A 22,619-nucleotide genomic window follows, 5' to 3' on the forward strand; every position below is an offset into this window, starting at 1 on the left:
GTAAATCTCAATTATTAGACTGATTAGTCATGATTTTCTTAAAATTTCGGATCATTTCAAAGAACACGACGATCTTTTCACCACTTCATTTGATAATCTTCTTCTTGAAGAATGAAGTTAGTCACTGAACTTAAACGTAATTTCCTGCATTTTTAAAGCACACTTTGGACTTTTATAAACGTATGACATTGAATAACCAGCAACTGACACTGAATTGCGACATGGGCGAAAGCTATGGCGCGTGGAAAATGGGTGCCGATGAGAGCGTAATGCCTCACATTGACATGGCGAACATCGCTTGTGGATTTCACGCATCTGATCCTAATGTCATGCACGATACGGTTACTCTCGCTAACCAACACGACGTTGAAATTGGTGCTCATCCTGGTTATCCCGACCTACAAGGCTTTGGTCGTCGGAGCTTAAAAATGACCAATGATGAAATTACCAACATGGTGATTTATCAAGTTGGCGCGTTACAAGCTTTGTGCAAAGCGCAGTATACCGACATAGGATATATCAAACCCCATGGTGCGCTTTATAACGATATGATGCAAAGCGATGGCGTTTTTCTCGCCGTAGTGAAAGCAGCGGCACTTTTTAAAGTTCCACTAATGATCCTCGCCTCTCAAGAAAATGAAAAGTATCTCGAAATAGCAGATGATTTTGATGTACCTCTGTTATTTGAAGCCTTTGCGGACCGTCTGTATCAAGATGATGGAATGCTCACACCCAGAACACAACCTAATGCGGTCTTAAACAGCGAACACGCTATATTAGAACAAGTCAAAATGCTTGCTGAATCAGGAAGAGTCAAAACGGCATCGGGTCAATATATTTTGTTAGAAGCTGACACAATTTGTGTCCACGGAGATAATGACGAATCCATCGCATTGATTAAAAAGATTCGCCAAAGTCTCTACACCGGAGGAAATTAATGAATCAAGGGCAGTTTTCAATCTCTCCTATCTCTGAATGCAGTATTCTGATTCGCTTTCATGAAGCGGTGACCGTCGAACACATTGGTGAGTTAGCACATCAGATTGCCGATAAACTTAACCTCATAATCATGAATGTTGTTCCGTCATACCGAACTATTTTGATCGATTACCTGCCCTTTAGAATTAACGAATCCATCATCCTCAAAGAATTGAACCAACTCGTTACTCGTTTTGATGTCCGCTCGATGGATAATAAGCAACCTAACTACATTTCCATTCCGGTTTACTACTCAGAAGAGACCGCGCTCGATTTAGAACGATTCAACGATGCTGGTTTGCCGTTGGCTGAATTGATCGAGCTGCATACCAAAACGGTTTACACGGTATCAGCAATCGGCTTTGCGCCAGGCTTCGCGTTTCTTTCAGACTTACCAAAGGCATTACACATGCCACGACACAATACCCCCCGCACTCACGTTCCAGCCGGCAGCGTCGCGATAGCGGACAGTAAAACCGCTGTCTACCCTTCAGATAGCCCTGGAGGCTGGAACATCATAGGTCGAACACCCATCTCGTTGTTCACTGATACGCTTCCTTTTATTCCTTTTGAAGTTGGTGACAAGGTCACTTTTGGTTCAATCACAAGACAGGAATACATCAATTTAGGGGGCAAATTATGAGTTTTTCAGGTTTAATCGTAGAGAAACCAGGTCCACTCTCATTGATTCAAGATTTCGGTCGTTTTGGGCTCGCTCATATTGGTATTACGCAAGGCGGTCCGGTTGATGATTACGCTTACAGTTGGGCAAATCATCTATTAAAGAATCCTGTAAATTGCTCAGTCATTGAAATTACGCTTGGGAATGCCAGCTTCAAAGCACTAGAAGACTGTCACCTTTCTATTTGTGGGGGCGATTTAAACGCTTCTATTGACGGAATAGCACTCACCAATTGGTCTGACTTTTCGTTAAAAAAAGGACAAACACTTAAGTTTGGAATGCCACGCAATGGTCTTCGAGCTTACTTAGCCGTGAAAGGCGGTTTTAATGTCGAGAAACATTTAGGGAGTTCATCAACAGTATTAAGAGAATCCTTAGGAGGCATCGAACAAAATGGCTTGGCATTGAAAGCTGGAGACATCTTAAGTTTCAACCCACACGCACTCCCTAGCCGAAAGTCCAAGCAAATGACTTTTCGTTTTAAGCCTGATTATAACCTTCCTATCAAGCTTCGCGTTATTGAGGGTTATCAATACAACGACTTCTCTCAAGAAGCGATCGACCGTTTCTATTCCACGATATTTGAAATATCGCCAAACTCGAATCGCATGGGTTATCGCCTAGAAGGTGAAACTATCACTCCTCCTTACGATGGCATTTTATCTGAGGGTATTGCGCTTGGGTCTATCCAAATACCAAACGACGGGAAACCAATCATTTTGTTAAATGATCATCAGACTATTGGGGGGTATCCTAAGTTTGGCTGCGTCGCTAGGATTGATTTGCCGCGCTTGGCTCAGGCAAAACCGGGACAATCCGTGAGCTTTACACGAGGAGATAGACAAGGTCTACAAGATGTATGGTGTCAGTGGGCTCAATTTTTTGGTTATTGAGCCCTTCTAGTAGTTTAGTATCAAGCGCGGATGTTACATACCGTAGCGCTCTGCTAATGCTTGCGGATAACCACGCTCATAGGTCAGTTTGATCGCACAATCCTCTACTTCTTGATCAGTCCAATGGACAGTCACAGGATGCTGCTGCTCGACGTTATCGCTAGGTTCAATATCAAACCAATATTGCGCCATTTTCTGCGCAGCGAGTAATGTAGACGACGCTTTAACCACTTCGATACGCGCGTAGTTATTTTCTTCAAACGTGACGTCCGCGGCTCGCAGTACTGGATCTGTCCCTGGGATCTGCTGAGCACCAAATAACGCCTTACCACCTCTTACTGCCGTGTGATAATCTGGAATGAACTGAGCCATGTGTGCTATCGCATTGTCGGTACGTTCATCAAGTATCTCTTGACGCCAACCATGACGTATTTTCGACAACAAACTTGTCGGTAGTTCTGGCTGCGCAGAAGCCTGTGAACTTTCGACTAAGCCATCGTCAAACAACGTAATACCTTTGGTCATCCCATGTAGTTGAAAATAACCATCGCCATAAGGTGTTAATTGAGCCATGCCCTTATCAGTACCACGAGGACCATGGAAAATAACCTCTGGCCATTGTTGAGTACATTCGTTCCAACGAGTGACGTATGCTGCCTTAAACTCAACAAGACGTTCACGCCGGACACCTACCTTGTCGTCCACGACTCCGGTTTCAAAACCGCACGCATTCACTAAGAAGTCGCAGTTCAACGCATGTTCAGAACCATCTTTTGTATAAGCCAAAGTCCAAGCAGAACCATTCCAATGAGACTCCACCAATTCCGCTTGTGTAATTACATCGACGTTTGGCATCTGCTCTAAAGTCATGTTCGCGATTGCAGCAAGACGGAATACGCTCCAACCATACTCTTGAACCGCCACAACCGGGTATTTAAGCTCATCTAGATCGGCATGCTGAGCAAATGGGATGCACCATTCATCAATGCTTTGAGGCTGTTCTGGTTGAGCTTGGCTCGCAAGTTGTAGTAACGCTTCCTTCGAGTAGAGTTTGTAGTACTCATCAGGTTCACCTAGAACTTGGTTTCGAGAGTCTTGGGCAACCAGCGTTTGGTAAGCACGTTTAATCACTTCCAGTCGTGGTAACAAAGTTTCTGGATCACCACCGTCTGAATACGGAACAGCAATAATAGTCGGACGAATATTCAGTGAATGGGGATACAAGCGAATCGTCTCAATAGACTGGCTTAGAAGATCTAAACATTGTTGTTCAGAAATCTCTCGATACAGGTTGCCGCCGGCATGCAAATGGCATATTGGGGGACCATTCACCAACGATACCCCTTTTTCGATTACGGACACTTTAAAACCTAACTCGGCAAAGTGAATCGCAGCAGTTGAACCTGCTACGCCACCACCAACGATAGCGATGTGTTTATCTTTACGATTTGGAAACTCAGACTTCATTGCTTCACTGAAAATTTTATAAGGAGAAATCTTTACTTAGTGTCGATTCTACTCGGGTTTGAGTATGATTAAAATCACAAAAAGTTCATGGGTTTGCGTTTGTTAACGGTATACGTCAAAAGTTACTTTTGAGAGCAAAAAATTTCCGAAAAAAGTGCTTGACGAGGTTGTTAGGAAAGCGTGTTTTTGACCCTGTGTGAATAATATTTTTACGCTAACACCCATGGCATAAAGCCTGCGGAAACACCCCACTTTACTAACGACTCAGTTATCCCAAAAGTTATCCACCGTTTTTGTGGATAACTAAAATAAAACTGTCATGGAGTGCATCCGCGGTAGTTAAACGGAGGCTAATTAAGTGTTTACTGGCGTTAACAATCTTTTCAAAAGGCTCATTACCACTAAAGCAAGAACAACAAACGTAGCGAAAGGTAAAGCTATCCACAATTCAGGGTGGATCTGCGCATTAAGCTCAAAGCCATATTTCATCACAGCAGCGACACAGACCTCTGCTGCAAACACTGCAACGCCACTCGCCACCATTGCCATAATGCCGTATTCAGCCCATAACGTAGTGTTGATACGCTTCTTACTTGACCCCAATGTTCGATAGAGTCGAATTTCCTGCTGGCGTTGAGACAAACTCAAACGAAGCAATGTAAATATCAGCAAAAGACCAGCCACTACACCAAGCAATGCCAATATGGTGATTGCCGATACAATTTGTTGGATAAGTGTTTGGATTTTGTCACCCATGGTTCGAATATCGAGTACGGAGACCGTCGGATGTGCACGTGACATCGACGTCAACAATGCATTGTTATCATCGTCGATACGATAACTGATCAAATAAGAGCCTGGTAAGCTTGCCATCACGTCAGACGAAAAGATGAAATAGAAGTTAGGCTTCATATCACGCCACTCAACATGACGAATGCTATCAACAGTGGCATCGAAGTTTTGGCTGTTAATAACAAACCGCAATTTGTCACCAAGTTCGATACCCAGTTCATCTGCAACCTGTGCTTCTACCGATACACTGGCTTTGTTTTTCCACTCACCAGATATGACATCGTTGTACTCAGGAAGTGTCTCCCCCCAAGTGAGGTTAAGTTCACGACTCACGGCATCTGAGCCTTGCCCCTCTGATTTAATCTCTTTAACGCTTACATCATTAATTTCTGCTAATCGACCACGAATGATTGGGAAAGCTCGTGACCGCGTCACGTTGTTTTTGTCCAATGTTTCTAGATAACTGTCTAGTTCGTAATCAGCGATATTCAAAGCAAATACGTTAGGTGCGTCCGCAGGAAGTGTTCTCGACCAATCAGCAAGAATATCGCTACGCACTAACCAAATTATCGAAAGTAACATCAGAGAAAGCGATAAAGCACCAAACTGCAAACCACTGGTAACTGGTGTGCGATTGATTCGACTGAGTGCAAGCTTCATTGCTGGTCGAGTAGAAACTCGAGCAAATAACTTAGTGAGCGCAACGCTCGTTGCCGCAAGCACGACAAATAACATCGCAATGCCCGCAAGTACAATCCAAACCAGAGTGTTGTTTGCATAAAGGATAAGCAAAGGCACGACGGGCACTAAGATAAGCCACATGCGTTTCCAAGAGCGTTTGCCAGAACCTTGTTGAAGAACTTCTAGAGCAGGTGTTTTGATTAATCCGAGTAAGGGAATCCCAAGCGCTGGAACAGTAATAAGAACCGCTGATACAACTGAAATCAAGATAGGAGTGACACCGTAACTAGGCAGTGGATTAGGCAACAAATCCCTGAGGGGAATTCGCAACAAATATTCCAAACCACTACCTAATAGCAGACCAACAATACTGGCACTAAGCAGCAAAATGGTGACTTGAATCAAAAGCCACTTTTCAATCCAGCGGCGACTCGCCCCCAAGCTTTTCAACATTGCGATGGTTTGCGTTCGGCTGTTCACGTAGCTTTGGCAAGTCAAAACCAACGTCGTTGCCGCCATGATGATAACAATAGCAACCGTCAAAGACAGGTATTGAGTTGTTCGTTCGAAGACTTCGTTACTTCGACTTGCAGTATCTTGCGTTCTCCAGCGATCACTTGGTGACAATTCAGTACTGTCTTGCAGTTGCGTTAATGTTGCATCGTCGCCTTTTAAAAACAAACGATATTGAACACGGCTCCCCAACTGGATTGCCCCTGTTTTTTCAACATCGCTTTGATGAATATAGGCTGAAGGCATTTGTTGGAATGGGTTAAAGCTCAAACCTGGTTCCATCAAAACTGCACCTGAAACGATAAAGTCCGCATCGCCAATGGTGACAGCGTCACCCTTTTTAACATCAAGCTGCGCCATGATGCGTTCATCAAGCCATAGCTGGTTTTCTTTGACGTGGCCGGCTGAGTTATTGTCCAAGACTAATTCACCCATCAGAGGGTACTGCTCATCAACGGCACGAACAGAGATAAGCTGCATGCCAGTATCACTGAATGCCATGGTAGCGAATCGTGTCATGGTAGAGCGTGGCATCTCGTCGGTAGCAGCCAACAAAGTATTTGGTATAGGATTAGCAGACACAAAAACAGCATCTGCTGTTAACGCATCTTTACCTTGCTTAACGATCACCTGCTCCATTCTTTCTGCCAGAGCCGAGAGCGCAAAGATACTGGCAATCACGAGAATTAAGGCAACACTGATCGGCCATAAATTTCCTTGACGGATTTCACCGAAACTCCAACGTACTAAGCTTTTGTTTGGCGATTGTTTAGCCTGCTTAGGCATCTGAGTTGAGTCTTGCTCACTTGAAGAGATCACGGACATATCACCTCCTCCTGCAACTCGCCTGCTTCCATTCGATATACACGGTCACAACGACTGGCTAAATGACTGTCGTGAGTAACCAGTATTAACGTTGTGCCATGCTGTTCATTCAAATCAAACAGAAGCTCGATGACTCTTTCGGCGGTTTGATGGTCGAGGTTTCCCGTTGGTTCATCGGCAAACAGCAGTTCTGGCTGAGTCATAAATGCCCGTGCAAGAGCGACACGCTGTTGTTCTCCCCCCGATAATTGACTTGGTAAGTGGTCGAGACGCTTTTCCAGCCCAACCGCTGTCAGCAATGCTTTTGCTCTTGCATCATCTTCAGCTTCACCACGTAGAAGACAAGGTAACGTGACATTTCGTAATGCGCTCAAACTTGGAATGAGAAGAAAGCTTTGAAATACGAAACCCAACGAGTCCGCACGAATTTTTGCACGAGCTTCATCGTCTAACTTTGAAAGCTCATGCCCTAATAAGGTGATTTCGCCTGAGGTTGGTGTATCTAATCCAGCGAGCAGTGTCATCAATGTAGACTTGCCCGCGCCAGAGGTACCAACGATGGCAATCTTCTCACCCTTTCGAATGTCAACATTTACATTTTTAAGGATTGTTAAATGTTCTTGATTAGTAGAGACTTGTTTAGAAACTAAATTAGCTTGAACAATAGGTGCTTTAAGTACAGGTGTTTGCATGATTCGTATACTTTCCTTAGTTCTTTTTTTCTGTCTTTCCGTTTCTGCGCAGGCGAACGAAAAGTTGCTTGTTTTGGGTGACAGCCTAAGCGCTGGCTATCAAATGCCAATCGAAGAGAGTTGGCCTAGCTTACTTCCTGATGCGTTACTAGAACATGGTCAAGATGTAAAAGTTGTAAATGGCAGTATCTCAGGGGACACCACAGGTAACGGTCTTGCGCGTTTGCCAGCTCTCCTTGAGCAGCACACTCCTGACGTCGTCCTTATTGAACTCGGTGCCAACGATGGTCTTCGTGGATTCCCACCTAAACTTATTACGTCGAACTTATCGAAAATGATTACCATGATCAAAGATTCTGGTGCGGATGTTGTGATGATGCAAATCCGTGTGCCACCAAACTACGGTAAGCGCTATAGCGATATGTTCTACGATATTTACCCTAAGCTTGCTGAACACCAAAAAGTGGCTCTGATGCCCTTCTTCTTAGAGCACGTCATCATTAAACCTGAATGGATGATGGATGATGGTCTGCACCCAAAACCAGAAGCTCAGCCTTTTATCGCAGACTTCGTTGCGCAAGAATTGGTTAAACATCTCTAATTTTGATGGTCTAGCTCAATAAGTTTTACCAAACTTTACGTTACTCTACTCGGCATCTTATTCACCAAGGTTAGATAATAACAATGCAAATAGAACCGTTAATTCAAGGTGTTGTAGCTCGATCGGCACATCCGTATGGGTGCCGCACTTCCATCAAAGAGCAAATTAATTACGTAAAACAAGCTCCGCAGATCCAAAATGGTCCCAAACGGGTTTTGATCATCGGTGCGTCTTCCGGCTTCGGATTGGCTGCTCGCATCGCCCTCACCTTTGGCGGCGCTGAGGCCGACACGATCGGCGTTTCATTCGAGCGTGGACCATCTGATAAGGGCGTTGGTAGTGCTGGTTGGTACAACAACATTTACTTTAAAGAAGAAGCGACTCATCACGGTCGAACAGCAGTAAACATCGTGGGCGATGCTTTTTCTGATTCTGTGCGCAACCAAGTAATCGAAGCTATCGAAACTCACTTTGAAGGTGAAGTAGATTTAGTCATTTACAGCTTGGCGACTGGTGTTCGTCCGAAGGCAGAATCTGACGAGTTTTGGCGCAGTGTCATCAAACCTATTGGTGAATCTGTCACTGGTGCATCGATTATGCTGGAAAACGATCAGTGGATAGACTCCACTCTTGCTCCAGCATCAGAGGAAGAAGCTGAAGCAACAATTAAGGTGATGGGCGGAGAAGATTGGGAAAGCTGGATCGATACGCTGATCAACTCTGAATCGGTGGCAAAAGGCTGCAAAACGATCGCCTTCTCTTACATGGGACCCGAAGTCACACACCCAATTTATCTTGATGGCACGCTAGGTCGTGCAAAAGTAGATTTACACCAAACCAGTCATGCATTGAACATAAAGATGGCAAACTTTGGTGGTGGCGCTTACGCGACCGTGTGTAAAGCGCTTGTCACAAAAGCGAGTGTGTTTATTCCTGCTCTCAGTCCTTACCTACTCGCTCTGTATCGTGTGATGAAGGAAAAAGGCACCCACGAACGTTGTATCGAGCAAATGCAACGTCTGTTCACGACGAAGTTGTACGACCAAGAAAAAGTACCTGTCGATGGTGAACGTTTGATTCGAATCGATGATCTGGAGTTAGATCCCCAAGTTCAGAAAGAAGTCAGTGAACTTCTTTTACAAATGAACGCAGATAACTTCAAACAAGTGGGTGACTATGCTGGATTCAAAGACGAATTTATGAAGCTAAATGGCTTCAACTTTGAAGGTGTCGATTACTCTCAAGATATATCGATGAAAGCACTCAAGGCGCTCAAGCCATAGGCTTGCACTTGGATTCTAGCGTCTCACTACTGAGATAGTGCCAAGTATTTCAAAGTCCTGAAAGGTTTTCAGGACTTTTTTTTGTTTCGGGTTCTGCCGCCCCTATACTTAAACTAAACGAATGGTTAAATAACTACTCAACAACAAGAATAAGCTCACATAAAAATTACAACGACTTTCATTCACAGGACGTGAACTTACGGGAAAGGATTACCTTTATGGGCACATTGCAAACCTTGGATTATGAGATCCCCGATTCAATGCGGAGAAGTTGGCAAAACATCGTCAACTTGTTAGCCCGCATTGCGGATGTTCCCACTACGCTTATCATGCGTGTGCATCCAGAGCATATCGAAGTCAATACCTCTAGCGAAACGGAAAATAACCCCTATAAAGTGGGTGACAAAGAAGCCCTTGGACATGGTCTGTATTGTGAACATGTCATTCAACACAAGCGCGAACTCCTGGTCTCGAATGCACTCAAAGACCAGGAATGGAAAGACAACCCGGATATCAAACTTGGTATGATCTCCTATTGTGGGCTGCCTTTGTACTGGCCGAACGGTGAAACCTTCGGTACCATCTGTATGCTAGATACTAAAGAGAACCAATACAGCGATACCTACCGTGAGTTATTAAGTTCTTTCAAAGAATCTATCGAGGCACAACTTGCGGTTGTATTCCAGCAACACAAATTAGTAAGGCTAAATAGCGAACTAAAAAACAGAGTCGAAACGCGCACTACCGACCTTGCGCAACTCAGTTATTCATTGACGAAAGAGATCGACAGACGCAAAGCTGCCGAGAAACAAGTCAACTATCAACAAACTCATGACCAAGGCACTGGCTTTCTTAACCGCGCTGCTTTAGAAGAACAACTAGACGAAGTCATTGAGTCCATCAACCATGACGAGCAATCTTTGGTCGTGATTAACATTGGATTCAGTAACGCCCGTAGCATCCAAACCAAATACGGATTCGAAGCTTTCGACGAAGTGTTGAAGGAGTTTCGCTTTCGTCTTGGTCACAGTGAATCCAGTTATTTTGTCACAGGGCGACCAAGCTCCAACGATCTTGTGCTCATTGTTTCAGGCGAAGATATCGAGCCGAAAGTCCAACATTTACTCGACGAAATTACTCATGTGAGCGTTGGCAATTTTTATATCGATGACAATGAAGTGCATCTTCATTCTTACATTGGTGTCGTCCAAGCTCATCGAAACAGCCATGCCAAGCAACTGCTGCAAAATGCTTGCTATGCAATGTTGTTGTGCAAAGAGTCTGGCGAGTCATACAATTATTTCTGCGAAAGTCATACGCAAGATCTCAACAACCACAATCAATTAGAAAGCTATCTTCTACAGGCAGTTCGTAATGATGACCTGATGTTGTACTTCCAACCTAAGGTGCTTCCCCACACGCACAAATGGATAGGTGCAGAAGCGCTGTTACGTTGGCGTCATCCTGTCTTGGGTGATGTCTCAAATGAAGCGCTAATTCATATGGCAGAGCAAAATGGCTTGATCTTTGAGGTGGGTTCATTCGTTTTACGCACAGCCATAGACAAAGCCAAACAATGGTCTGAGTTAGTAGATAACTTCAAAATTGCCGTTAATGTTTCACCTATACAATTGCAAAACGTTAACTTTGCCGAACAGATAGAACATCTACTTGAAACCTTCCATCTACCAGCACACTTCCTTGAGCTAGAAGTGACTGAGAGCGCTTTAATCGCAGATGAAGTCGTTGCACGTAACACATTGAATAAACTACACAAGCTTGGCGTTACACTGTCACTAGATGACTTTGGGACAGGCTATGCCTCTTTCAGTTACTTGAAGAAATACCCTTTTGACGCGATTAAAATTGATAAAAGCTTTGTTCAGCAGATGGAAAAATCTGACGATGACAGAGCCATCATTTGTTCCATTATCCATATTGCTAAAAAGCTTGATCTCCAAGTTGTCATTGAAGGTATTGAATCCAGCCAACAAGAGCAGTTTCTAATTGGTGAAGGCTGCGATATCGGACAAGGTTTTTTGTATGGTAAGCCAATGCCTTGTAATGAATTCGAACAAAGTTTGTTTAATCAAAACCTATTAGGTGGCCAATACACCTATTCTTCCTAAGCATTTCCTTTACTCTGTTGGCGGTGGTTTCTATAATCGCCGCCCGCTTCCAATAAAAAGGCCATTATCTTCATGGATCAGTTGACTGCCACGCTTAAGAAAATCGAAAAGCAGAACTACCGCGCATACCAACAAATCAAAGGTCAATACGACTTCGGTGATTTCGACTTGTACATCGACTACGTACAAGGTGACCCGTACGCATCTGCTTCTCGCCTACGTGCAACTCGCGCGTGGTCTTTGACCGGTCTCGAATGGCTAAAAGATGAATCTCCAGCATTCCAGCGTGCAGCTCGTGACTTCATTGCGCGTAGCTTTGATGAGTTTGCAAAGCAAGAGAATACCGTAGCTATCTCACTTAGCGGTCAAACCGTTTTGGACAATACGGCAGTACTTTTCACTGAAGAAGGTATTGAGCTTCGCTTCCGTGTTAACCTGCCTGCCGAAGGTCGCTCTGTTCTTGGCAAAAAAGCGAATAACATTCTGACTTTCTACTTGCCGAAGTTTATTCGTCGCGCAACATTAGAGCGCGAGCTGAACAAAGACGCATTGATTGAGCACTGTAAAGTGGTTGAGGACCAAGCATCTCTGCGCGAGCAACTTGAAGCAAACAACCTAGTCGCTTTTGTGGCGAATGGCAGCATCCTTCCGCGTATTGCAGGTAACTGTGACTTGCCGATGAAAGACGCGGTTGAATTTAAAGCGCCAGAGTCACTTCAAGTAACTTTGCATGCGCCAAACAAAGGTTACGTAACAGGTTTGGGTATTCCAAAAGGCATCACATTGATTGTTGGTGGTGGCTTCCATGGTAAATCAACGTTGCTAAATGCGATTGAACGCTCTATTTACGATCACATTCCTGGTGATGGTCGCGAATACATCGTCACTGATGCGAACGCGATGAAGATTCGTGCAGAAGATGGTCGCTGTGTTCATCACTTGAATTTATCTAACTACATCAACCATTTACCAATGGGTAAAGATACGGCAGATTTCTCTACGCAAGACACTTCTGGTTCAACCTCTCAAGCCGCTTGGTTGCAAGAATCTATCGAGGCCGGCGCTAGTTCACTGCTTATTGATGAAGATACGTCAGCAACTAACTTTATGATTCGTGATGAACGTATGCAGGCATTGGTTGCCAAAGGCGACGAGCCTATCACACCTTTGGTAGATCGCATCGGACAATTGCGTGATGAGCTTGAAATCTCGACCATCATCGTTATGGGTGGCTCAGGTGACTACCTAGACGTTGCAGATACCGTTATCCAAATGCACGATTACCAAGCAGTTGATGTAACAGAAAAAGCGAAGCAAGTTATTGCACAGCATCCGACTCAGCGCCACAACGAGTCAGAAGAAAGCTTGCAAACATTCCGCCCTCGTGCGTTAAACCGTGTAGCGCTAATGAACATCCTGACAGACGGCAAGTTCCGTGTGAATGCAAAAGGCAAAGATTCTCTTCGCTTCGGTAAAGAATTCGCAGATCTAAGTGCGCTTGAGCAACTTGAGTCAGCGGATGAAGTAAACACGATTGGTTGGTTGTGGTTCCAAATTGCTCAACTTCCGGGTTGGTGTAACCACCCTGCAAAAGAAATCGAAGACATGCTTACTGGTGAATGGTACGCGACCTTGCCTAAACAAGGCGACTTAGCGAAACCTCGTACATTGGACGTAATGGCAGCGCTGAACCGTATGCGTAAGTCTCAGTTCAAACCTTCTCGTTAATACCCAACGAGCAGCTAACAAAAGGCAGCGATAAACACTGCCTTTTTAATCTTGTACGAATCATGACGTTCATCACGTGACAATGTAACTTAAAATGAATTCATTATCCGTTTCGAAGTACGTTCCAAGCATTGCATAGCACTCTAAACCTATCTGCATTACCGTTCTCTCGGTCTGGGTGCCAACGTAATGCCAGCTTACGCCATTGTCGGCGAATCTCAGTTCGGGTTGCGTCTGCATCTAGCTCAAATAAATGTAGTGCTTTACTTCGGTCTAGGTCATCAGAGACATTTCCCCCGATGTAACGTTGATATCGACTCCAGAAATCATTAAGTAGTCGGCGCACCTCGCCTTCGTCCGCTTCGTAGTTCTTCCAATCAAGGTAATACTCTCTTAGAGGATCATTGGTATCAACGCTGTGGCGAGAGGCTTCTATGGAGGACATAAGCACAATATTCATTGCTTCGACTTGCAACCAACCATCGGGATAAAGCGTTTCTTGCAATTGATAGAGCGCGTTCATTAATAAGAAATTTCGCTTGAAAAGATCTTTATCCGGAGATTCATCTAACTGTTGTATGTAGCCCTTTTGGCTGAGCTCATGAGCTAAAGTATGCACCTTCCAATTTGAAGGCTGCTTTCTGAGGATGTCTAAAATGGGCCACAATAATGGGTTTTCCATGTATTGCTGACTGTTTTGGCAAACATTGAGTTGTTCGTCCATGTATCCCCTAACCGTTTAAGTACCTGTTATATAAAGCTAGTCAATTTGTACCATAAACACAAAAAGGCTGACAGTCATAAACCATCAGCCTTTTGAAGCAAGATCTCGTTAACTTAAATAACGCCTAATTCTCTTAAACGTTCCATCAGGTAGCTGTGCGCAGTGTAACGCTCTGAAAGTACCGTATCTGGTTTCGGGTGCAAGAAAAGCGGAAGCGAAATACGTGACTTTTCTTGGCGACCGCCGGTTGGGTTAATCACGCGGTGCGTTGTTGACGGGAAGTAGCCACCAGACGCCTCTTGCAGCATATCACCGATGTTAATGATCAAGTTACCGAAGTCACATGGCACATCTAACCAGTCACCTTCTTTGCTCATTACTTGCAGACCAGGTTCGTTTGCTGCTGGCAGAACCGTTAGTAAGTTAATGTCTTCGTGCGCGGCAGCACGAATTGCGCCAGGCTCTTCTTCACCCGTCATTGGTGGATAGTGAAGAACACGAAGTAGCGTTTTATCGCTGTTGTTAATCATCTCTGACAGCGCAATTGAGAATTTCTCTTGAACGTCTTTTGGTGCGTATTCTTCTACCCAACCAAGCAGTTCTTGAGCGAATGCATTAGCGCGCTCGTAGTACTCTAGAATCTCTTCTCTTAGCTGTTCTGGCATCTGACCCCAAGGGTACACGTGAAAGTACTCTTTGATGTCTTTGACTGAATGACCTTTCGCAACTTCAGAAACTGATGGTGGAAAATATCCGTCTTGTGTTTCAACATTGAAGTGGAAATCGTTCTTTTGCTCTGAGCAGAAAAACTCGTACCAGTTTTTGTAAATAGATTCGACCAGCTCTTGAGGAATTGGATGGTTCTTAAGAACACCAAAACCCGTTTCGCGCAGTGAGGTGACGAACTGTTGAGCAGCATCGTCAGCAAGATAATCGACAGTTTCCAGTTTCATGACTTTACTTCTTTTTTATTAGACTGAACGGTGAATTCTATGGATGGGTATGTTGTAAATCAAACTTTAATGAAATGTTTACGCGCAAACGTTTTATTGTTGAGCAGTTTGGCAATATATCAACATAAAAAGTAATCATCTCCTTGTTAAATTTATTAATTGCACACCGTTCAATTAAGTGTAATCATAGAGCCAGTATTTAATTGAAGGATCAATTTCTGTATGAAAAGCACTTCTACCCTGTTGGGTTTGACCATTTTCTACGCCATCGTTTTTCTATATTCTGCTCTCGAGCCAAGTTCACGCGCAGTTTGGTTCGCGGAAATCGTACCAGCTATAGGTATTCTTATTGCCATTTGGGCACTGTCTATTCGCTATCAGTTTAGTAACACAGCCTATGTACTGATGTTTATTTGGTTATGCCTTCATACGATCGGCGCAAAATATACCTTCGCAGAAGTCCCATTTGATTGGTTTAATAACTTAATTGGCTCTGAGCGTAATAACTTTGACCGCGTCGCTCACTTTTCTATCGGCTTGTATGCCTATCCTATTGCTGAATATCTAATTAACAAGAAAAGGATCAGTTCCGGATTTGCATCTTGGTTTGCGTTGTTTGCGATTATGTCACTCGCAGCTGGTTACGAAATCATTGAATGGTGGTATGCGGCAATAGCTGGTGGTGATGAGGGTATTGCCTTTCTGGGTTCACAGGGTGATATATGGGATGCCCAGAAAGACATGTTGTGCGACACCATGGGAGCAATTGTGTCGTTACTTTTACTGACAACTCAGCGTCGACTGGCGAAGCCATTCTAAATACGGGTTAAAACCTTCGACAATTGGGACCTGTACGATTTGAGCGACCTCATACTCGTGCAGGTCTTTTATTTTATCTTCTACTAATGCATAGAGATCTTTGCGTGTCTTGATGATCAACAACCATTCATTGTCGCTGCAGACTTCACCTTTCCACACATAATGACTCTCTATTGCCATCGTCTGAATGCAAGCGGCTAACTGCCCTTCCAGTAGCCCTTTGATGATTTCGTCCCGGTTCTTCTCTGTACCAGAAGTACTCAAGACCATACAGTATTCGTGTTGTTCGCTCATAACTTACTCTTACTTCATCGTAACCTTACCACCAATCATCTTGTAGGCAGGCGTTCCTCTTACTAAGGTGTCTCTTGCAAACTCTTGTTCACAACCAGGGCAAATGCAAGGCGTGCTGGTAAAGTCTTCGACAATACGTTCCTTAAAACATTTAACGAGGGCACCTTTGCCGCCCTTGCGGTACTTGAACAGCTGCGCTTTACATTTGGCGCAATATATCTCGACGGTTTTAGTCGGTTGCTTCTTATTCGGTTTCGCCATCTTTCTTTATTTTTGGTTTTACCCATACGTTGCTGAAATCGAACCACCCTAGCGCGTTGCATTTGGCGTTTTGTAGCGCACCACTATGGTCTTTGTTTACGCCTAGCCAACAATGGAACATAGGGATCACTTGGCAGCTCTTCACAAGTTGCCTACCTAACTCACGAGCCGGGAAATCGCTGTGTTGACCAGCACGCCATTGATCCACCAGCCCTGCCCAACCAGAGAAATCATATCCAGCACTGAATTTGTCAATGTCACTGTAATCTAACAACCATCCTGCGAGCGCATCGTTACGGTTGGTGGCGATCCCCATTGCTTTGATCCAAATATCCACTTCTTCTGGTGACGGTGGTTGCGTGTCATAACGGATGAACTCAACCTCAACACCATGTGGCTTTAGCAAGGTTTTGATCGCTTTAGCAATAACAGGAAACATTGGGTGCTTCTTTTGGTAAGCGACGCAAATGACTTTATCTTTCTGAGGTACTCCCCCCGCAGCACTTGGTCTCAGATCGATCCAGCCCGGCTTCAAACCAAAGGCTTGTAACACACCCAGCTCTATGATTTTGTCTTGAGGTACATGAGCATACACCTGGTAACTGTTTAATGTTTGACTAAGAAACTCAGCCCAACGTGGGTTTTTTGCAACACCTGTATTTTTATTCAGTAGTAAGAAGGTGCAACCGGGATCCAGCTCAACCTCGTCAGTAGAGGCTTGTTTATCCATTTGGGGTTTGGTCAAACTTGGGTAAACCATTGACGAATAGGCTTCATCGATCACCCACACCTCTACTTGGTCTAACAGAGGACGTAACCCAAAGTAGCCATCAAACGCAGTCAAAATTAAGCGCTTGTCGTCATTTACTTTAACTTGGAATGGTCCAGTCCCTACTGGCTTTCTATCGAATTCTTCCGAACGCAGCGTGCTCGGTAAGAGTACTTTTGCTTGGGATTCACTCAGAGCAAGTGGTAAGTATTTATCTGGACGAACAAGATGAATATCCACCGTCCAAGGCTCTGGCGACATTACATTTTCGATATGAGAGAAAAGATTCAACTCGCTTAACGCACTAATACTCTCAATGACACAGTCGGTGGTCAGTAGTTCACCGTTATGAAAACGAACACCTCGACGTAAATAGAAACGCCAATGAGTGTCTGAAAGCGCTTCCCAATAATGCGCCAAATCCGGTTGGAGGTGTTCATTATCATCCAGTCTAGTTAATCCACTGAATACCTGACGTGCGATATGCTGCTCAGAACGGCGCATCGGCTTTTGAGGGTTCAACATCGCAAGTGGTCGGTAGTACGGCAAACGCACAACTTGCTCACCTTGACGATGTTGGAGACCAAGATAACCTTGAATAACTTGGGTAAGCTTGGCGGCGTCATTATCTAGCGCCTCCAACGCTTGACCAATTTTACCTTCATCTAGATAACGGCGTGCGAGGTTCTCGCTAACATCACTGCGATTACGTTTAAAAATGAGTGTAGAAAGCTTTCCTCGACCAGCGGCAGGATGCCATTCAATCCACCCTTCTTCCTCTAATTTATTGAGGACGATTCGAGCGTTTCGGCGAGTACAGAAAAGTGCTTCGGTAATATCTTCGAGTTGAACTTCCGTGTTATTACCAGAGAATTTTTCAAACAGTGTTTCGAATTGAACACGTAAACGAGGGCTACTCATAAAGAGGAAATTTTAGTTTTCATAACGATAAACTAAGTTTCCTCATTTTTTGCAAAAAGTGCAAACCTAGACATGCAAATTATTGAATGTCGATACCAATTTCTTGCGCTAGTTGGCGTAATTGATCTTCATCATCGAGTTTGATCGACCATTTTGTTTCTGCACCATGTGCCAAAACAACGTTTGCACCACGACCAAGTAACTGAATCGCATCAACTTGTGCTTGCATTGTAACCATGCCGTTACCATTGAGTTTAATAACGACTTCTCGCTGCGTTGCGATGATTTTACCAAGAGAAAATTCAATAACCATGTTCGTCTTCTACTCGTTAATGTGACTTTTCTTTTTGGTGTTTCACGGCGATCGTCAGTCGACTGGTGCAAACTAATCGACCTCGTTCATCAGCGATGTCGATTTGCCACACCTGAGTTGAGACGCCGAGATGAACGGGCTTTGCAGTGCCAATGACATAGCCGCTGCGCATTGCACGGACGTGGTTAGCATTAATATCTAATCCAACGCAATAACTGCCTTCTCCAACACAAAAGTTTGCAGCGAGCGAGCCTAAAGTCTCTGCCAAGACGACAGACGCACCACCATGAAGCATACCCAGTGGCTGATGTGTAAAACTGCAAACAGGCATGGTTGCTGATAACGAATCATCAGTAAAATCGGTGTAAACGATTTGCAGGTGTTCCATCATGGTATTTTTTGATGTGGCGTTAAGAATGTCCAAGTCGATTGGCTTTTTCCAGATACTCATTTGTTCGCTCTTATCTCATCCAGTATTGCACTGGTGTTCAGTCTTTAAAAGTGCGTCTAGCATAGACCTGAATGCATCGTTACTTCAAGGCGCAACGCATCACATAATGTGATTTATGTATTCCCAAATAACCTAGAGATACGTCGTTAAGCGAGAATGGCTTAAAGTTTCTTTACTAAGCGTTATACTATTGGTACAAAACAGAAAAAATACTTATGGACCCCATTATGAGAACATGGATTAAAGCCTCAATTCTTATGACCGTTGCTGGCTTAACAGCATGTAGCGCTTCACCGACAGGTCGAAACCAAATCTTGATGTTTTCCGACCAAGAGATGTCTTCTCTCGGTGCCAAATCTTTCGAGCAAATGAAGAAAGAAATACCGATTAGCAAAGACAAAAAGACCAACGCTTATGTTCAATGCGTGGCGAAGCAAATCACAGACACTATCCCTCCTCAGCCGGGCTTTAAAGATTGGGAAGTGGTGGTTTTTGATAGTGACCAAGTCAACGCCTTCGCCCTTCCTGGAGGGAAGATTGGTGTATACACGGGCTTATTGAAAGTGGCGAAGAACCAAGATCAGCTAGCGACCGTAATTGGTCACGAGGTTGCACACGTACTTGCTGACCACAGTAATGAGCGTCTGTCTCAAAGCCAATTAGCAAATGCTGGATTGTCTCTAGCCAATGTCGCAATTGGTGCATCTGAATATAAACAATACCAACAAATGACAATGGCAGCGCTTGGTGTTGGCGTGCAATATGGGGTAATTTTACCTTACGGTCGTACGCAAGAGTCCGAAGCAGATATCGTGGGTTTAGGGTACATGGCGAAAGCAGGTTTCGATCCAAATCAAAGCGTCGATCTTTGGAAAAATATGAGCGCGGCTGGTGGCGCCCAACCGCCAGAATTTTTCTCTACTCACCCATCACACAGCACACGTATTCGTGATTTGCAGGCGACGATTAAAACGCTGCCTGCTTCAAACGTAAAAGCACCGAAATGTGGTTAAATTGCTTAGCCAATCTAGTGTAAGCAACCTACTACTCTCTAGCTCGCTTTCTCAAACGAGTTAAACGAGCAAATAGAAGTCAAAAAGAAAGCTCCATTGGGAGCTTTCTTTTTATTTAATTCGCATTAGCTCTTTACGTACCAAGGATTTGCAGTGGCAGGCTTAACAGGCTGTCGCCAAGACCCGCAAAATACCAAATGATAGCAATGAAGCCTCCAATGGACACTAGATACCAAGCGAAAGAGAAAAGCTGCCCATATCGAGTTAAAGGCAACAAATGACTATGGTGTCTTGTGCGCCACTCCACCACAACTTCCAACATCCCCATGATGAGCAAGAATCCCAACAACGTTAAACCGAATGCGTAGCTAATATAGATACCCAATGCTGCAGTCGCGACGCTACCGGCTAGACCAATCCATGAGTTCATGGAGAAAGTAATACTCTTCAGTACATGTCCACCGTCTAGAGGTAAAATCGGCAATAGGTTAAAGAGGTTTAGTAAGGCGTTAAATACCGCAAGGCCGGCAAAGATCATCTCTCCCGTCACCCAGTACAAAATTGTAAATACAATACTCAACACCAATCCAAAGAAAGGTCCCATGATCGAGATAACAACGTCTTGCCAGCGTGTATTGATCTTTTCATCGCTTAGCGCCAACCCGCCCAAAAAAGGAATGAGATATATCCCCTTCGTTTTCATACCGAAGTATTTCATTGCACGGATGTGCCCGTATTCGTGGAAGACCAGGCATGCAACGAGAGCAAGCGCAAACTCTATCGAGAACAGCCATGAGTAGGCAGCTAAACTCGCAGACGCTAACGCAACCTTAATCACTTTCGCACTCTTAAGCGCTTTCATTCCCAGCGACACAAGACCAATGATGCTAAAGCGCTTTTCTGTTGGTGGCGGCTCAACTGGAACTTGTTGCTCAATATCCTTTTCATTGCGAGTTCCTTCAGCCACAAGAGCCTCATTAACCGTAGCTTGATATTTGAAGTCAAAAGGTTGCCAATTTAACTCACAGCTCAGTTGGCAGTTCAATACCTGCTCTCCAGAAGAAAGTTTGAATTGATGTTGCGTCTTGCCGGAATCATCATCACTAGCATCAATTTGTGATACCAGAGTGTTATCCCAAAACAGTTGTTGCCAACCCGCCATAGAACCTTTCAGCCTAAGCGATTTCCCCAAAAATTCGATGTGTAGTAATTCCAACGCGATTTCCAATGCGATAAACACAAAGTGGGAATTATGCCTGTAATGGAATAGAACGCAAAGCATGTTAACAACAGGTGTTTGGTTAGCGATTAACCATAAGATTTACAAAACAAGTCTGGTCGTACCATTTACTATAAAAATATCACCATAATACATGACCTTATTAATTGCTGTTTGACCTATGCATCAAATTTAAAACGCAATATACGTCTAATCTTTGACAAGATAATAAATATACAATTAACATTATATTTACATTGCAGTTGTAATTCTAACCGACAGCAACTGGTGTAAAAGGCATACAACAAATACAAAGACTTCGGTCTAACATAATGACACCCTAGGAGGGTCAAGGATGAACAAGAAGCACTGCTCTCTGCTTACAATTTCAATATTGTTTGCGTGTAATGCCCAATCTGCGGGCTTTCAGGTTGCTGAACACTCGGCATCTGGTCTTGGTAGAGCATTTTCAGGTGAAGGCGCGGTTGCGGATAACGCAAGCGTTTTAGCGCGTAACCCGGCTGCGATGACACTTTTTAAAGAAGCTCAGTTTTCAGGTGCGCTATCCATCGTCGATCCTGAAGTTAACGTCTACGACACTTACCATAAAGAACATGCAAAAGACGTAGCTCCGCTGCAAATCGTTCCTGCTGGCTACTACATTAGCCCTATTAACGATCAATGGGCTTGGGGTCTTGGTATGTTCACAACCTACGGTGTTGCCACTGACTACCCGAATGATATCTCTGCCGGTGATATGGCAGGCGATACTTCTTTGCTGTCTGTAAATATCAACCCAAACATTGCTTACCGCATCAATGAACAATTCAGTGTTGGTGGTGGTATTAACCTTGTCTACGCGCAAGCGGAATTGACTCGTCATAAAGGTGCCCTAGCTCCCCTATTTGGTCCTGGTAGTAAAAAGTCTGACAACCTAATTGGTATGGAAGGCGATACGTTTGCCTGGGGCTGGAACATCGGTGCGCTATATGAGTACAACGAAAATAACCGCTTTGGTTTCGGCTATCGCTCTAAAGTGGATTTAGACTTCGACAATGGTGAGTTCAGTAGCTATGACTCTGGCATCGCAACAGCACCAAAAGTCGATGGTCGACTACAAATTTCGCTTCCTTCTATCATCGAACTCTCAGCATTCCACCAGCTAAACGACAAGTGGGCTATCCACTACGGTTGGCAGCAAACAGATTGGAGCACATTTAAAGAACTAAAAGCGACGAGCCCACAATGTAACGACGGCACCGCTGGTCAATGTTTCTTTAAACCTGAGAAATACGAAGACAATAACCGCTACTCTTTCGGTGGTACATATACTCTGAACAATCAATGGACATTACGCGCTGGTATCGCATTTGACGAACAAGCGGGTAAAGCGACGTTGAGTATTCCTGATAGCGACCGTTTCTGGTACAGCGCGGGGGTGACTTATGTAATGCAAGAAAACTTAAGCTTCGATGCTGGTTTTGCCTTTGTTAAGAGTAAGTCTGGCTCGTTCACTGAAACAAACGCAGCAGATCAAGAGATCACATTTGATTCAGAAGGTACGGCTTACATCAGTGCTGTACAGATGAACTACACCTTCAAATAATCAGGATTAACG

General features: G+C 44.2%; 21 protein-coding genes. 10 read left to right on the plus strand and 11 right to left on the minus strand.

What is annotated here, in order from left to right; genetic code table 11:
* The first annotated feature begins 182 nt into the window (after positions 1–182).
* From OH459_RS12235 to OH459_RS12245, 3 genes are read left to right on the plus strand one after another with little or no spacing between them, the layout of a single operon-like run.
* Entirely contained in the window at positions 183–938 is a 756-nt protein-coding gene (locus OH459_RS12235) for a 5-oxoprolinase subunit PxpA (RefSeq protein ID WP_269986966.1), read from the plus strand.
* Positions 938–1,621, plus strand: coding sequence for a 5-oxoprolinase subunit B family protein (locus tag OH459_RS12240; protein WP_269986967.1), 684 nt, complete (start codon positions 938–940; stop codon positions 1,619–1,621). The genes OH459_RS12235 and OH459_RS12240 overlap by 1 nt, the downstream gene beginning before the upstream one ends.
* Positions 1,618–2,553, plus strand: coding sequence for a biotin-dependent carboxyltransferase family protein (locus OH459_RS12245; protein ID WP_269986968.1), 936 nt, complete (start codon positions 1,618–1,620; stop codon positions 2,551–2,553). Before OH459_RS12240 ends, OH459_RS12245 begins: the two co-directional genes overlap by 4 nt.
* Positions 2,554–2,586: 33 nt before the next feature.
* Here OH459_RS12245 and OH459_RS12250 read toward each other — a convergent pair whose 3' ends face one another.
* The 3 genes from OH459_RS12250 to OH459_RS12260 all read right to left on the minus strand — a co-directional run bounded on the left by OH459_RS12250 (position 2,587) and on the right by OH459_RS12260 (position 7,523).
* A complete protein-coding gene (locus tag OH459_RS12250; RefSeq protein ID WP_047515778.1) occupies positions 2,587–4,020 on the minus strand; it encodes an FAD-dependent oxidoreductase in 1,434 nt (477 codons plus the stop codon).
* 354 nt (positions 4,021–4,374) lie between these two features.
* Positions 4,375–6,831 (minus strand): ABC transporter permease, encoded by a 2,457-nt coding sequence (locus tag OH459_RS12255; RefSeq protein WP_017819606.1) that lies wholly within the window; start codon positions 6,829–6,831, stop codon positions 4,375–4,377.
* Complete coding sequence (locus OH459_RS12260; RefSeq protein WP_005451774.1) at positions 6,822–7,523, minus strand: ABC transporter ATP-binding protein; 702 nt, start codon at positions 7,521–7,523, stop codon at positions 6,822–6,824. The genes OH459_RS12255 and OH459_RS12260 overlap by 10 nt, the downstream gene beginning before the upstream one ends.
* Between OH459_RS12260 and tesA the strand changes: the two genes are divergently transcribed.
* The 4 genes from tesA to OH459_RS12280 all read left to right on the plus strand — a co-directional run bounded on the left by tesA (position 7,522) and on the right by OH459_RS12280 (position 13,264).
* Positions 7,522–8,124: a multifunctional acyl-CoA thioesterase I/protease I/lysophospholipase L1 gene (gene tesA, locus OH459_RS12265; RefSeq protein WP_005451772.1), complete on the plus strand. Its 603-nt coding sequence runs from the start codon at positions 7,522–7,524 to the stop codon at positions 8,122–8,124. The genes OH459_RS12260 and tesA overlap by 2 nt on opposite strands.
* Before the next feature lie 83 nt (positions 8,125–8,207).
* Positions 8,208–9,407, plus strand: a complete 1,200-nt coding sequence (gene fabV / locus OH459_RS12270) for an enoyl-ACP reductase FabV (RefSeq protein ID WP_269986969.1) — start codon at positions 8,208–8,210, stop codon at positions 9,405–9,407.
* Positions 9,408–9,625: 218 nt separating this feature from the next.
* The gene (locus tag OH459_RS12275) at positions 9,626–11,536 is read left to right on the plus strand and encodes a bifunctional diguanylate cyclase/phosphodiesterase (protein WP_009696688.1); all 1,911 of its coding nucleotides are present in this window, start codon (positions 9,626–9,628) and stop codon (positions 11,534–11,536) included.
* Positions 11,537–11,608: 72 nt separating this feature from the next.
* Complete coding sequence (locus OH459_RS12280) at positions 11,609–13,264, plus strand: ABC-ATPase domain-containing protein (RefSeq protein ID WP_269986970.1); 1,656 nt, start codon at positions 11,609–11,611, stop codon at positions 13,262–13,264.
* 103 nt (positions 13,265–13,367) lie between these two features.
* Here OH459_RS12280 and OH459_RS12285 read toward each other — a convergent pair whose 3' ends face one another.
* Complete coding sequence (locus OH459_RS12285) at positions 13,368–13,988, minus strand: DNA-J related domain-containing protein (RefSeq protein WP_017819603.1); 621 nt, start codon at positions 13,986–13,988, stop codon at positions 13,368–13,370.
* Positions 13,989–14,101: 113 nt separating this feature from the next.
* Positions 14,102–14,941: an isopenicillin N synthase family dioxygenase gene (locus OH459_RS12290; protein ID WP_005451765.1), complete on the minus strand. Its 840-nt coding sequence runs from the start codon at positions 14,939–14,941 to the stop codon at positions 14,102–14,104.
* A 222-nt stretch (positions 14,942–15,163) separates the two neighbouring features.
* Here OH459_RS12290 and OH459_RS12295 point away from each other — a divergent pair, with 222 nt between their 5' ends.
* On the plus strand, positions 15,164–15,760 hold the full coding sequence (locus tag OH459_RS12295; protein ID WP_005451764.1) for a DUF2238 domain-containing protein: 597 nt from the start codon (positions 15,164–15,166) through the stop codon (positions 15,758–15,760).
* Here OH459_RS12295 and cutA read toward each other — a convergent pair.
* The 5 genes from cutA to OH459_RS12320 all read right to left on the minus strand — a co-directional run bounded on the left by cutA (position 15,722) and on the right by OH459_RS12320 (position 18,769).
* Entirely contained in the window at positions 15,722–16,054 is a 333-nt protein-coding gene (gene cutA / locus OH459_RS12300; protein ID WP_017189039.1) for a divalent-cation tolerance protein CutA, read from the minus strand. The genes OH459_RS12295 and cutA overlap by 39 nt on opposite strands.
* A 9-nt stretch (positions 16,055–16,063) precedes the next feature.
* Positions 16,064–16,315 carry a hypothetical protein gene (locus OH459_RS12305; protein ID WP_017189038.1) on the minus strand — a complete coding sequence of 84 codons (252 nt, stop codon included), beginning with the start codon at positions 16,313–16,315 and terminating at the stop codon, positions 16,064–16,066.
* The gene (locus OH459_RS12310) at positions 16,299–18,005 is read right to left on the minus strand and encodes an SgrR family transcriptional regulator (RefSeq protein WP_269986971.1); all 1,707 of its coding nucleotides are present in this window, start codon (positions 18,003–18,005) and stop codon (positions 16,299–16,301) included. The genes OH459_RS12305 and OH459_RS12310 overlap by 17 nt, the downstream gene beginning before the upstream one ends.
* A 79-nt stretch (positions 18,006–18,084) precedes the next feature.
* Positions 18,085–18,318 (minus strand): DUF3389 domain-containing protein, encoded by a 234-nt coding sequence (locus tag OH459_RS12315; protein WP_009701825.1) that lies wholly within the window; start codon positions 18,316–18,318, stop codon positions 18,085–18,087.
* A 16-nt stretch (positions 18,319–18,334) separates the two neighbouring features.
* Positions 18,335–18,769 carry a hotdog fold thioesterase gene (locus tag OH459_RS12320; protein WP_009701824.1) on the minus strand — a complete coding sequence of 145 codons (435 nt, stop codon included), beginning with the start codon at positions 18,767–18,769 and terminating at the stop codon, positions 18,335–18,337.
* Positions 18,770–18,996: 227 nt separating this feature from the next.
* Here OH459_RS12320 and OH459_RS12325 point away from each other — a divergent pair, with 227 nt between their 5' ends.
* Entirely contained in the window at positions 18,997–19,782 is a 786-nt protein-coding gene (locus OH459_RS12325) for a M48 family metallopeptidase (RefSeq protein ID WP_005451756.1), read from the plus strand.
* A 133-nt stretch (positions 19,783–19,915) separates the two neighbouring features.
* Here OH459_RS12325 and OH459_RS12330 read toward each other — a convergent pair whose 3' ends face one another.
* Positions 19,916–20,998 (minus strand): site-2 protease family protein, encoded by a 1,083-nt coding sequence (locus OH459_RS12330; RefSeq protein ID WP_422485082.1) that lies wholly within the window; start codon positions 20,996–20,998, stop codon positions 19,916–19,918.
* 358 nt (positions 20,999–21,356) lie between these two features.
* Here OH459_RS12330 and OH459_RS12335 point away from each other — a divergent pair, with 358 nt between their 5' ends.
* The gene (locus OH459_RS12335; RefSeq protein ID WP_005451753.1) at positions 21,357–22,607 is read left to right on the plus strand and encodes an outer membrane protein transport protein; all 1,251 of its coding nucleotides are present in this window, start codon (positions 21,357–21,359) and stop codon (positions 22,605–22,607) included.
* Positions 22,608–22,619 lie beyond the last annotated feature (12 nt).

It is taken from the genome of Vibrio sp. MM46 (assembly GCF_027587135.1).
GTDB classification, from domain to species: domain Bacteria; phylum Pseudomonadota; class Gammaproteobacteria; order Enterobacterales; family Vibrionaceae; genus Vibrio; species Vibrio harveyi.